Consider the following 11,866-nt stretch of genomic DNA (forward strand, 5'->3'; position numbering starts at 1 on the left):
GCGTCAGGACAGTGGCTTCGTCCAGGCCGGGTCCCCCGACGACAGCCGGTGCGCGGCCACCGACGTGAGCGCGAGGAGCGGCAGCGCCAGGCCCAGGGCGAGCACGAGATGGCCACGCAGCACCAGTTGGGCGCCGGCGTACGCGCCGGCGAACATCGCCAGCACGGACAGCATCCGCCGACCGGGCCGCGGGGCCGCGCCGCCTGCCGGGCCGGAGTCCGCGGCGAGACCCGTCAGGGTCAGGGTCAGCACGGTCGTGGTGAGGTCCGGGACGCCGAGGCGCCGGGCCACCGCGTTCTGCAGCCCCATGGCGAGCCCGAGGAACACGATCAGCGTGTACTGGACGGCCGGGGTGATCCGGCCGCCGGTCACCGCGGCGGCGGCCACGGTGACGGCGACCAGCACGGACTGCACGGCGGTCGCCGTCGCCAGCAGCCTTCCGCGGTGCGCCGCGAAGCGGGTGCCGAGCCCGCCCCCGGTGAGCGCGCCGCCGAGGAACGCCACCAGCGCGACGACGGAGGCGAGCGCCGACAGGTTCGCCGCGCCGGCCAGGGCGAACCCCAGGAAGACGACGTTGCCGGTCATGTTGGCGACGAAGACGTGCCCGAGGGCGAGATAACTCACCGCGTCCACCACTCCGGTGACCACCGTCAACGTGAGCAGCAGCGGCGGCAGCGGGCCGTGCCGGTCCTGTCGGGGCGGTACGAGTGTGGAGGCCGCGTCACTGAGCAGTTCGCGCATGCTGCTTCCCTTCCTGTCCGTCGGACGCATCGTGCAGCACCGCACGCGAGGGAAGACGTCTCACCGGGCCGGACACGCTGTCGGACACCCCGTGGCCGAGGTCGTGAGCAGTCCGCGCATCGGCGGCACGGAGGCCCACGTGCTCTCCGCTGTGGAGCAGGGCATCCACCCCCCGGAGTCGTTCGGACGCATCCATCACCTGCCGAGAGAGCGCTTGGCCGCGGTCATGGGCGGCATGCGCGAACGCGGACTCGTCGACATCGACGGCCACTTCACCGACGCAGGCCGTGCGACCAAACAGCGCATCGAAACCCTCACTGACGAACTCGCCATCCCGCCGTATGAGGTCCTGTCCCCAGCCGAACTCGACGAACTGGTCACCAACCTCGAACCCATCACCGCGACCCTGGTGGCCGCAGGTTCGCAGTGACTCGCAGTGACTCGCGGAAACCGCTACAGATCTGCGTGATCAGAAACGCAGGTTCACGGCCGGCTGGAGTCCGCCGCTCCCAGCACTGGCACTGCGCCGGAGCGGGCCGGGCGACGGAGGCCGGGGGAGGGGAGGAGACGGCGGAGCGGCGCTGCGGGCCCAGGCATGAGTCGGCCGCCCCATCTGTCGTCGTGGAACCGAGCCCTGCTGCGGCTGACCGGGCCTGACGACGTGGTCGGCTACCGAGCGCGTCATGGCTTCCGAGCGCGCTTCCCTCTCTCGGGGATACTGAGGGGCATGGAGCTACGCGGGGACAAGGTGGTACTGCGGTCGATAGCCGTCGGCGATGGGGAGGTCCTTGACAGGATCGTGCGGGAGCCGGAAGTCGCAGCGTGGTGGTCGCTGCCGGACGGCTTCGAGGGCATGATCGCCGTCGTCTTCGAGGGCGAGGTCATCGGAGCGATCCAGTTCGAGGAAGAAGCCGATCCCGAATTCCGGCATGCCAGCCTCGACATCTTCTTGACGGCGCGGCATCACGGGAAGGGACTCGGCACCGACGCCGTACGCACCCTGGCCCGGTGGCTGGTGCACGAACGCGGCCATCATCGGCTGACCATTGACCCGGCCGCGGCCAACACCACGGCGATACGCAGTTACGGCAAGGTCGGGTTCAAGCCCGTGGGGATCATGCGGGCCTACTGGCGCGACCACCAGTCGGGTACCTGGCAGGACGGACTGCTTATGGATCTGCTTGCCGAGGAGCTGATCTGACCGGTCTGCGGCTGCGGACCCTGGCCGACGTGTTCGCCTACGCGGCCGCGGCGGGAATCAAGCTGCGGATCGACGGCACCGAGACGCAGGTCCGCCGCCCGAAGGCGCATCGGTCCGGCCGCTGCGCGTTCGTCTCCGGCAAGAAGAAGCAGAACACCATGAAGACCACCACGATCGGTGACCGCCAGGGCCGCACCCCGTGGTCCGGAGCCGACCGGCCTGGCCGCATGCACGATGAGACCGCGATGCGCACGGAGGGAATCGTCGAGCAGCTCCGGCTGCACCCGATGGTGAAAGCCGAGGTCGACGAGGGCTGCCGGGGCCTGGCCAACGAGTTCCCCGACCAGATCAGCGCCCCGCCGAAGAAGCCGAAGCCCCACTGGGCAGGCGGTACGCCTGGCGTGAGCAGCGACGCCGCCAGTCCTACCGAGCACCGAACTCGTGCTCGTCGGCACGACGGCCCGCTGACTCACCCACCAGCCGAATTTCCAAGGCAGAATGGGGATCATGGATGCCGGACTCGCCGCACTGGTCGGCGCCGCCGTAGGTTCCCTCACCACCATCGGCGCGGCGTGGGTGAACGGGCGTGCTACGGCACGCTCGCAGTTCGAGCAGTGGCGCAGGCAACACCGTAGGGACGCCTACGCGACCTACCTCGGTGCTCTTCACGACCGAGACATCGCTATGGACGCGGTGTTGGGTGCACTCCGGCCGGAGACTCCCGACCTGCGGGATGTGGACGAGAAGGTTCACCGTTTCGTCACACTGGCTCGGGAGGTCCACCGGGCCGCGGAAGTCGTCATCCTTGAAGGACCGCTTTCCACGGTGGAATCAGCCGACCGTGTGGCGCGGGCATCCGGTGACCTGTCCAGCGTGATAGGCCGGATGGTGGAACACGCCCATGCAGGGGACTCCTCCCAGAAGGAGGCGGACACCGCTCTTGCTGCCGAGCGAGAGCACGCCCTCTACCAGGCCGTGAAGAACTTCCGCGCAGCAGCCGGCGATGTCCTCGGCAACGCCTACTGACCACTCTGCCGATGCACCACCAATCTGCTGATGCACCACCAAGGCGACACGCCTCATCGCGGTGTGGCCTGACGCAGTTCGGTCGACAGATCGCTACCGCCCAACACGGCCACCAGACGATACGTCACGTCGGGGCGAACGTTGCCTGATGCGGCACTAGCCAGGTGTCCCGTCGCGCTCGCTTCGGCGGGCGAGGTGTCGGGCCTGTCCTTCGTGGATGTCGCTTGCCCATTCCCAGCCGGGTTTGGGCGACACGACCCGCGGGTCGCTGGACACCCGGGCGTCACGTAGGTCCTCCACGTACGCGCGATCCAGGTTGATCCTGGCGCGTACCTCCTCATCCCTGGCGAGGGAGCCATGTCCGGGAATGACGACATCGACGTCGTCCGCTACGCCCTCGAGCAGCCCCAGCCCGACCAGGTAGTCCTCAATCGGCTCAACGGTGTCGTCGAGCATGGGAACGAAGACGTCGGAGAGCATGTCGCCGGCGATGAGAACGCGGCGTTCTTCGATCAGCAGGGCCGCGTGGCCCTGGGCATGCGCCGGATGCTCGATGATCCGCACCTTGGGGCCGTCCCAGGGAAGCCGCGTAGTTTCTGCTGGCAGACCAGTGATCAGGCCGTACAGGTCGAGGGGTGTGTCCTCGGCGATTTCCGGTGGCAGCCCGTCGGTGACGCCGGCCTTCCAGTCCGCGTTCGACAGCACATCCTGCATGAAGTCCGCGCAGCGGGCTGTGCCGTAACGAGGCGCTTCGCCGAGATCGGCGTGCCAGAGCACGTGATCCCAGTCAGGATGCGTCGAGAACCCTGCCACCACCGGCTGGCCCAGCTGTCGAAGGTCGTGTGCCAGGCAGGTCATCTCGGCACCGGTGATCCCGGCGTCTACGACCAGCACGCCGTCCCTGCCCTGTACGACGACGGTGTTGTTCTCGAGCAACTCACTCTGGTGGATCAGCACGCCCTCGGCGACTCGCTTCAGCATGGGTCCCTCCCCGTTTGATGTCCGCACCCTGACAGAGGGGCTGGCACACATCAACACAACCCCACGGGGCGCGTGATGGCGACTGGGCGGTGGATCGTCCACGGAGGCTTCTGCACGGGCCAGCCGGTGTCAGCTGAGGACCCCGAGACGGCACTTCTGCCGAACGATGACCCGATCAAGGGGGACTGTCATGCGTACATTCGTGTCCGCCGCCGCCGGGCTGGGCGCTCTGTCGCGGATACAACGGCCCTTCCCCACAGCGACATGGACTCGGGCCGGTGCCCATCCCGCCGCAGTTCGTGCGCATCCTCCGAGCACACATCGAACGGTTCGGCGTGGCGCCGGACGAACGGCTGTTCCGGAACCAGGCGGGCAACTACGTCGACGCATCTGCGTATGGCATCACGCAGGAGCAGGCCGACCGCCTCATTGAGCAGTCGACGGAAGAGTGGGACCGTGTGAGCCGGGGCGCAGTGCCAGAGGGGTGAACCGTGGGTCTTGGTCCGTGACTGGTCCGGAAGAGCTGGTGAGGTGCGGGATACCGGAGGGAGTAACCGGGAGATACCACGTATATCGTGCCCCGCTCTGAACAAGCCCAGCGGAAGGCGCCTGACAGGGGAGACCCAGGTCAGGCGCCTTCTCGTGGGTGTCTAGAAGAAGCCCAGCTTCTTCGGGGAGTAGGACACCAGGAGGTTCTTCGTCTGCTGGTAGTGGTCCAGCATCATTTTGTGGTTCTCGCGGCCGATGCCCGACTGCTTGTAGCCGCCGAACGCCGCGTGCGCGGGGTATGCGTGGTAGCAGTTCGTCCAGACGCGGCCCGCCTGGATCGCCCGGCCCGCGCGGTACGCGGTGTTGATGTCGCGGGTCCAGACGCCCGCGCCGAGGCCGTACAGCGTGTCGTTGGCGATCTTGATGGCGTCGTCGTAGTCGGCGAAGGACGCGACCGAGACGACCGGGCCGAAGATCTCCTCCTGGAAGATCCGCATGCGGTTGCTGCCCTCGAAGATCGTGGGCTGGACGTAGTAGCCGCCCGCCAACTCGCCTTCGTACTCCAGGCGTTGCCCGCCCGTGAGGACCTTCGCGCCTTCCTGCTGGCCGATGTCCAGGTACGAGAGGATCTTCTGGAGCTGGTCGTTGGACGCCTGCGCGCCGATCATCGTGTCCGTGTCCAGCGGGTGGCCCGCCTTGATCGCCTCGGTGCGGGCGACGGCCGCGTCGAGGAACTCGCTGTAGTGGCCCTGCTGGATCAGCGCCCGCGACGGGCACGTGCACACCTCGCCCTGGTTGAGGGCGAACATCGTGAAGCCTTCGAGGGCCTTGTCGCGGAAGTCGTCGTCCTTCGCCCACACGTCGTCGAAGAAGATGTTCGGGCTCTTGCCGCCGAGTTCGAGCGTGACCGGCTTGATGTTCTCCGACGCGTACTGCATGATCAGCCGGCCCGTCGTCGTCTCGCCCGTGAACGCGACCTTGGCGACCCGCGCCGACGACGCGAGCGGCTTGCCCGCCTCCACGCCGAAACCGTTGACGATGTTGACCACACCCGGCGGCAGCAGATCCTTGACGAGATCCAGCCATACGTGGATGGAGGCCGGCGTCTGCTCCGCCGGCTTGATGACGACCGCGTTGCCCGCCGCCAGCGCCGGCGCGAGCTTCCACGTAGCCATCAGGATCGGGAAGTTCCACGGGATGATCTGCGCGACGACGCCCAGCGGCTCGTGGAAGTGGTACGCGATCGTGTCGTCGTCGATCTCGGAGAGGCTGCCCTCCTGCGCACGGACCGCGCCCGCGAAGTAGCGGAAGTGGTCGATGGCGAGCGGGATGTCGGCGGCCAGCGTCTCGCGCACCGGCTTGCCGTTCTCCCAGCTCTCGGCGACCGCGAGCACTTCGAGGTTCTGCTCCATGCGGTCGGCGATCTTCAGCAGGATGTCGCCGCGCGCCCCCGGGGAGGTGCGGCCCCAGGCCGGCGCGGCGGCGTGCGCGGCGTCGAGGGCGCGCTCGACGTCCTCGGTGGTGCCCCGGGCGACCTCGGTGAACGGCTGTCCGTTCACCGGGCTCGGGTTCTCGAAGTACTGGCCGCGCGCCGGCGGCACGTACGCGCCGCCGATGAAGTGGTCGTAGCGGGGCTGGTAGGAGACGACGGAGCCCTCGGTGTTGGGGTTCGCGTAACGGGTCATCGTGGCTGGCCTCCTGTGCACGCTGCCCGCCCTCGGGCAGCTGTCGCCGGGTTCGCCGGGAGGCTAGGCGCCGCGACGTTGCAGCTACGTTGCGTACGAGGACGCGGGGTGCGGGGCGCCCGGGCGTGGGAAGCCCTGCTCCTCGTCCAGCGCCGCGACGCGGGCCAGGTTCTGCGGTGTCGGGCGTGCCGCCGCGAGCGCGCGCCACACCTCCAGGTCGTCCTCGCCCCACGGTGCGTACGCCCAGTCGGCGAGCAGGTCCGGGTCGCCGCGGGCGACGAGCGCCGCCCGCAACTCGTCCGCGAGCCGCTGCCGCACCCGGGCGACGGCCGGGGCCTGCGACGCCGGAAGGAGCGGGCCCGCGTACGCCGACGCCGCCGCGGTGACCGCGCCGGAACCGAGCCGTCTGCGGACGGTCTCCAGGTCCGACTCGACCGGCAGCGCCAGCCGGTACGGGCGGGACGTCAGGACGTCCTGGCCCACCACGCGGCGCAGCCGCGCCAGTTCGGCGCGCAGCGTCACCGGGGTCACCGACTCGTCCTCGTAGAGCGAGCACAGGAGTTCGTCGCCGGTCAGGCCCTCCGGGTGCAGGGCGAGCAGCACGAGCAGTTCGCTGTGGCGGCGGCTCAGCCGGAGCTTGTGGCCCGCCGGGGTGAGCAGCAGCGCCTCGTCCCTGCCCAGCACCCACAGCCGCAGGCCCGTCGGGGGCGCCGACGGCGGTGCGAGGAGCGCGAGTTGGGACTCGGCGGCGCGGGCCACCGCCTGCACGAACCCCAGGCTGTGCGGGTGCGCGAGTCCGTCGCCGCCCGTGATGTCGACCGCACCGAGCAGCCGCCCCGAGCGCGGATCGTGCACCGGTGCCGCCGCGCACGTCCACGGCTGCACCGCGCGGATGAAGTGCTCCGCGGCGAACACCTGCACCGGGCGGTCCACGGCGACCGCCGTGCCCGGCGCGTTCGTCCCCATCGCCGACTCCGACCAGCGCGCCCCGGGCACGAAGTTCATGCCGCCCGCCTTGCGGCGCGTCGCCGGGTGGCCCTCCACCCACAGCAGCCGTCCCTGCGCGTCGCACACGGCGAGCAGATGCTCGCCGTCGGCGGCGAACGTGCCCAACAGCTCCCGGAACAGCGGCATCACGCGCGCGAGCGGGTGCTCCGCCCGGTACGCTCCGAGGTCACCGTCCGACAACTCGACCGACGCCGACGCGTCCGGGCTGACGTGCGCGCCCGCCGAGCGGCGCCAGGACGCCGCGACCACCGGACGCACCGGGCGGGCGACCGTGCCCGCCGCGGTGAACCGGTCATGGGCGCGGCGCAGGGCCCGTACCCGCTCGGACACATCGGCGCCCGGCTCCAGGGCGACCCACGGATCGGTCAACTCGGCCTCCCTGACGGTGGTTCGGCTGCACGCCGCGCCGGGGACGGCTTCCTCCGTCGCGTCCAGGACATCGTCACCCCCGTGACGCGGGGCGACAAGGATCCCGGCACGACGGATCGGCTCGCGGAGACGCCGATCCGGCGTGCGACGGGGCAGCGGGGCAGGGCGTCAGGCGAAGTTGACCATTCTGATGTAGCGGGTCCAGTCCCAGTACGGGCCCGGGTCGGTGTGATCGGTGCCCGGGACCTCGGAGTGCGCGAGGATGTGCGCCCGGTCGCGCGGAATGCCGTACCGCGCGCAGATCGACGCGGTCAGCGCCGCCGACTGCGCGTACATGGCGTCGGTGAAGTACTCCGGCTTGTCGACCCAGCCCTCGTGCTCGATGCCGACGCTGCGCGTGTTGTACGACCAGTTGCCCGCGTGCCAGGCCACGTTCTTCTCGCGCACGCACTGCGCGATGTGCCCGTCCGCCGAACGCACCACGTAGTGCGCCGACACCGCCTTCGCCGGGTTCTTGAAGATGGCGAGCGCGTCCGCGTACGTCTCCTGCGTGACGTGGATGATGACCCGGTCGATGGCGTACGTCGCCGGGCGGTTCGCCACCGTGTAGTTGGACGTGCTCGCGGGCACGGACTCGGCGCCGGGGTAGTCGACGGCCTGCGCGCCGGCCGCGGCCCGGCCCGCGGGCAACAGCACGCCGGGTACGGCGGCCAGCGCGCCGGCCTGGAGCAGACGGCGGCGGGGGAGGTGTCCTGCTCGGTCCATGACGGTCCTGCCTCTCGGTTGGCTGGGACGGTGGGGGGGGGGAGAACCCGGGTGGTGCGTGCGGTACGAGGTGGTGCGTGTGGGGCGTGGGGTCCCGGAGGGGCGCCGGGGGTTCAGAGGGCGGGGCGGGGGAGCGCGGCGGCCAGCTCACGCAGATGGGCGTGGAGACCGCGGTGCGTCTCGCGCGCGGGCAGCCACTCCTTGCGGAGCTTCGCCACGCACGTGTAGTTCGTGTCGCAGACGTTCGCCAGCGGCGACTCGACCGTCTGCGTGGCGAACTGGTACGCGTCCAACTCGCTGAACGCGTAGTCCCGTACGAGCCACTGCACCAGATCGAGCTGGGAGATCCGGAACGCGTCCTCCAGGGGGCGCGCCGAACCTGTCGAGATGATGTGCGTGTCGGACTCGATCCTCGGCCAGGGTGTCGTGACGCCCTTGAGCAGTTCCACGACGACGACCGTGTGCATCGCGCACTCCACCGCGACACCGCACGTCTCGCCCTCGCCCTGCCGGGCGTGCCCGTCGCCGAGGCTCAGCAGGGCGCCCTCGACGTTGACCCCGAGGTAGCAGGTGACGCCCGCGCGCATCTCCGGCGTGTCCATGTTGCCCCCGTGCGCGTCGGGCACCAGCGCGGACCGCACCTCCAGGTTGGCCGGGGCGACGCCGACCGTGCCGTGCATCGGGTCCATCGGCAGGTCCACCGAGTGGTCACCGTCGCGCGCGGTGAAGCGGGCGGTGCGCCGCTCGCGGTCGAGCTGCCAGATCCACACCGCCTCCGGCAGCGGAGGCTGGAGCGTCGCCGTCGTGTGCGTCGAGGTCAGCGCCCCGAACAGCGGCACGGTCGTGGACGCCGCCCAGTCGCGGGCCGGTTCGACGGACACGAAGTGCACCGCGACCGTGTCACCCGGCTCGGCGCCCTCGATATGGAAGGGGCCCGTCTGCGGATTGAGGTACGGGAACTCGCACACCTGCGAGACGAGGTCCTTCTCGGAACGGACCCGGCCCGCGAAGCAGTCCTCGGTGTACAGGTCGAGCACGGTGCCCGGCGCGATCCGGGCCACGGGCGGCGCCCCGCCGAACGTCCAGGCGTACTCGTCGGGCTCGGGCCGGACGGTCAGCCACTGCGGGTCGCTCATGACGAGGGTGCTCCGTTTCGGTGCGGAGGGGCGGGTGCGGGGTACGGGGCGTGCGGGGTACGGGCTGCGCGGTACGGGCGGTACGAGGTTTCCGGGGTACGGGGGTGCCAGTTCAGGGCGTGGGGGCGGTGCCGGTTCAGGGCGTGGTGGGTGGCTCCGGCGGCGGGTCGTCGTCGAGGTGTACATGGGCCGTCCGCGCCACCCGCTCGGGGTGCCGCCGCATCAGCACGACCAGCACCAGCACGCCGAGCGCGAGCCAGACGCCGACGACGGGGCCCGCGTACGACACGGGCGCCGTCAGCTCGGAGACGAAGGAGAAGGCCGGTATGCCGGCGGCGGTCAGCAGCGCGGGGACGAACGCCGCGATGCCGAGCACCGGGAACACGAGATGCCGTACCGGACGCAGATCCGCTCGGGCGCGGCGCAGGAAATACCCCATGCAGGCGACGTTCACGACGATGTACACCCCGATGATGACCGTGACGATCACGGTGGCGAGCAGCAGGAACGCGGTCACCGGGTCGTACCCGAGACCGAGTCCGAGCATGACCGCCACCGCGACGGCGAACTGCACCACCACGCCGGTCACCGGGGAACGGCGCACCGGATGCACCCGCGCGAACGCCCCCGGGAAGACCCCGATGCGCCCCAGCGCGAACGCGGTCCGCGTGGACACCGTCGCGCAGGCGTTGGCGTTCGCCACCGTGGAGTTGACGACGGCCAGGAACACCAGCACCCAGAACAGCCCGAACGAGGCCCGCGCCACGCCCTCCCAGGACGCCGCGCCGGAGCCGGAGAACCCGGAGAAGCGGTCCGGGCCGACGTACACCGACATGGCGTACGTCGTCACCACGTAGACGAGCCCGATGGCGAGGGCCGCGCCGAGGACCGCCCGGTGCATGGTGCGCCGCGGGTCCTTGGTCTCCTCGGCGAGCGGAGCCGCCGCCTCGAAGCCCGCGAACGCCAGGACCGTGTACACCGAGCCCGCGAACACGCCGCCGACCCCGGAGTAGCCGTGCGCGGTGTGCGAGGTGCCGAAGACCGACAGCGTGTTCCCGTCGCCGGCCTTCACCACCAGGAGCACCGCGAAGACGAGGAAGACCAGCACTTCGAAGACGCCGAGGACGGTCCCGAAGCGCGCCGAGGCCCGCACGCCGAAGTAGCCGGTCACGGCGATGACGACCGCCCCCGCCAGCGACCAGGGCCACCACAGGTCGCCGGGGAAGGACGCCCACTGCTCATGCAGGGTGCCGGCCGTCGTGAACCCGAGCTGGAGCAGCAGCAGCGGCGGCACCAGCGCCTCGACGAACACATAGCCCCAGCCGACGAGGAAACCGGCCGCCGGATGCAGCCCCTGCGCGGTGTACGTCGCCACCGACCCGGCCGCCGGTATCCGCCGGGCCAGCTCCGCCACGCAGGACGCCGTGAACAGGCAGGCCACCAGCGCGATCAGCACCGACAGCGGCAGGCTCCCGCCCGCGAACGCGGCGCCCGACGGGATCGACGCGGCGATGGCCGCGGCCGGCGCCATCGCCGTCACGCTCTGGAACAGCACCTCGCGCAGCCCGATGGCCTCACGGCGCAGCCCCGGCCCCGCCGGCGTCCCGCTGTCCGGCCCGGTGCGCGCGCCCGCGGCATGCCCGGTGTTCCCCACGTCCCCCGACACAGGCTCCCCCTCCCGTGCGCACGCCGCCGGCCGCCGGAAGGGGCGGGGGGTGCGGCGATCCGCGTGAAGTACGGTACGGGCCGCGCCGGTTGAGGCGGAAGAGGGCGCGGGACATCTGTGGATAACTGACCGGTTGTGCATAACCGCACGTCAGAGGTACGCACCTCTGGCGGTTGACGCGAGCGACGCCGTACGGGGCCCGGCCCGGCGCCGGGAGGTGCGTCAACGCCGTAACTCTGGCGGTGGGCTCGCGTGTTCGAGCTACAGCGGCGATCCTGGACGGCATGACGACGCCCCCGCCCATGCCGCCGCAGCCCCCGCCGATGCCGGGTCCGCCGCCACCGCCACCGTCCGGGGCGCGGCGCGGGGGAGGCGGACCGTTCCTGGTGATCGCCGTCGTCGTGGCGGTCGTCGTCATCGTCGCGGCGGTCCTGCTGGTGTTCAACCGGCGCGGCTCGGACGGCGGCGACGACAAGTCGCCGCCCACGACCGGCGCTTCGAGCACCAAGGCCCCCAGCACCTTGCCGAGCGAAGTCCCGAGCGAAGTCCCGAGCGAGCTGCCCAGTGAGCCCCCGAGCGGCCTCCCCAGCAAGCTGCCCAGTGTGCTGCCGAGCGGCCTTCCCGGCGGGCTGCGCAGCGCGCTCCCCAGTGAGTTGCGCAGCGCGTTCCCGAGTGGGCTCCCCAGCGGGCTGCTGCGGAACGACGCGGCACGACGCCACGTGCCGAAGCGCGTGCCCGTCCCCGTCCCCGGCACGCCGGCGCCCTGACCATGCCGGACGCCATGAACTCACCCATGGAA

At 70.9% G+C, this 11,866-nt stretch carries 13 protein-coding genes; 6 read left to right on the forward strand and 7 right to left on the reverse strand.

Annotated elements, in window-relative coordinates:
• Positions 1–3 precede the first annotated feature (3 nt).
• The gene (locus ACZ7LY_RS21485) at positions 4–741 is read right to left on the reverse strand and encodes a YoaK family protein (protein WP_471626251.1); all 738 of its coding nucleotides are present in this window, start codon (positions 739–741) and stop codon (positions 4–6) included.
• Between the two features lie 91 nt (positions 742–832).
• Here ACZ7LY_RS21485 and ACZ7LY_RS21490 point away from each other — a divergent pair, with 91 nt between their 5' ends.
• The 4 genes from ACZ7LY_RS21490 (at position 833) to ACZ7LY_RS21505 (ending at position 2,968) form a co-directional block, all read left to right on the forward strand.
• Positions 833–1,171, forward strand: coding sequence for a helix-turn-helix domain-containing protein (locus ACZ7LY_RS21490; protein ID WP_471626252.1), 339 nt, complete (start codon positions 833–835; stop codon positions 1,169–1,171).
• Positions 1,172–1,468: 297 nt separating this feature from the next.
• Positions 1,469–1,942 carry an aminoglycoside 6'-N-acetyltransferase gene (gene aac(6'), locus ACZ7LY_RS21495; protein WP_471626253.1) on the forward strand — a complete coding sequence of 158 codons (474 nt, stop codon included), beginning with the start codon at positions 1,469–1,471 and terminating at the stop codon, positions 1,940–1,942.
• Between the two features lie 29 nt (positions 1,943–1,971).
• A complete protein-coding gene (locus tag ACZ7LY_RS21500) occupies positions 1,972–2,577 on the forward strand; it encodes a transposase family protein (RefSeq protein WP_471626254.1) in 606 nt (201 codons plus the stop codon).
• The gene (locus ACZ7LY_RS21505) at positions 2,504–2,968 is read left to right on the forward strand and encodes a proline dehydrogenase (protein WP_471626342.1); all 465 of its coding nucleotides are present in this window, start codon (positions 2,504–2,506) and stop codon (positions 2,966–2,968) included. The genes ACZ7LY_RS21500 and ACZ7LY_RS21505 overlap by 74 nt, the downstream gene beginning before the upstream one ends.
• Before the next feature lie 156 nt (positions 2,969–3,124).
• Here the strand turns inward: ACZ7LY_RS21505 and ACZ7LY_RS21510 are convergent, their stop codons facing one another.
• A complete protein-coding gene (locus ACZ7LY_RS21510; RefSeq protein WP_471626255.1) occupies positions 3,125–3,949 on the reverse strand; it encodes an MBL fold metallo-hydrolase in 825 nt (274 codons plus the stop codon).
• Between the two features lie 278 nt (positions 3,950–4,227).
• Here ACZ7LY_RS21510 and ACZ7LY_RS21515 point away from each other — a divergent pair, with 278 nt between their 5' ends.
• Entirely contained in the window at positions 4,228–4,437 is a 210-nt protein-coding gene (locus ACZ7LY_RS21515) for a hypothetical protein (protein WP_471626256.1), read from the forward strand.
• Between the two features lie 162 nt (positions 4,438–4,599).
• On the opposite strand, the gene exaC is transcribed toward ACZ7LY_RS21515, so the two are convergent.
• The 5 genes from exaC to ACZ7LY_RS21540 all read right to left on the reverse strand — a co-directional run bounded on the left by exaC (position 4,600) and on the right by ACZ7LY_RS21540 (position 11,067).
• On the reverse strand, positions 4,600–6,123 hold the full coding sequence (exaC, locus tag ACZ7LY_RS21520) for an acetaldehyde dehydrogenase ExaC (protein ID WP_471626257.1): 1,524 nt from the start codon (positions 6,121–6,123) through the stop codon (positions 4,600–4,602).
• 84 nt (positions 6,124–6,207) lie between these two features.
• Positions 6,208–7,500 (reverse strand): GAF domain-containing protein, encoded by a 1,293-nt coding sequence (locus ACZ7LY_RS21525; RefSeq protein ID WP_471626258.1) that lies wholly within the window; start codon positions 7,498–7,500, stop codon positions 6,208–6,210.
• 168 nt (positions 7,501–7,668) lie between these two features.
• Positions 7,669–8,265 (reverse strand): N-acetylmuramoyl-L-alanine amidase, encoded by a 597-nt coding sequence (locus ACZ7LY_RS21530; RefSeq protein ID WP_471626259.1) that lies wholly within the window; start codon positions 8,263–8,265, stop codon positions 7,669–7,671.
• Positions 8,266–8,378: 113 nt separating this feature from the next.
• On the reverse strand, positions 8,379–9,401 hold the full coding sequence (locus ACZ7LY_RS21535; RefSeq protein WP_471626260.1) for an acetamidase/formamidase family protein: 1,023 nt from the start codon (positions 9,399–9,401) through the stop codon (positions 8,379–8,381).
• A 136-nt stretch (positions 9,402–9,537) separates the two neighbouring features.
• Complete coding sequence (locus tag ACZ7LY_RS21540) at positions 9,538–11,067, reverse strand: APC family permease (protein WP_471626261.1); 1,530 nt, start codon at positions 11,065–11,067, stop codon at positions 9,538–9,540.
• A gap of 284 nt (positions 11,068–11,351) precedes the next feature.
• Between ACZ7LY_RS21540 and ACZ7LY_RS21545 the strand changes: the two genes are divergently transcribed.
• On the forward strand, positions 11,352–11,834 hold the full coding sequence (locus tag ACZ7LY_RS21545; RefSeq protein WP_471626262.1) for a hypothetical protein: 483 nt from the start codon (positions 11,352–11,354) through the stop codon (positions 11,832–11,834).
• Positions 11,835–11,866: the final 32 nt, after the last annotated feature.

Source organism: Streptomyces sp. NPDC107550 (assembly GCF_055639095.1).

Coding starts and splice junctions, on each gene's coding strand:
- ACZ7LY_RS21485 (WP_471626251.1), bottom strand. CDS start 741: ATGCGCGAACTGCTCAGTGACGCGGCCTCCACACTCGTACCGCCCCGA.
- ACZ7LY_RS21510 (WP_471626255.1), bottom strand. CDS start 3,949: ATGCTGAAGCGAGTCGCCGAGGGCGTGCTGATCCACCAGAGTGAGTTG.
- exaC (WP_471626257.1), bottom strand. CDS start 6,123: ATGACCCGTTACGCGAACCCCAACACCGAGGGCTCCGTCGTCTCCTAC.
- ACZ7LY_RS21530 (WP_471626259.1), bottom strand. CDS start 8,265: ATGGACCGAGCAGGACACCTCCCCCGCCGCCGTCTGCTCCAGGCCGGC.
- ACZ7LY_RS21535 (WP_471626260.1), bottom strand. CDS start 9,401: ATGAGCGACCCGCAGTGGCTGACCGTCCGGCCCGAGCCCGACGAGTAC.
- ACZ7LY_RS21545 (WP_471626262.1), top strand. CDS start 11,352: ATGACGACGCCCCCGCCCATGCCGCCGCAGCCCCCGCCGATGCCGGGT.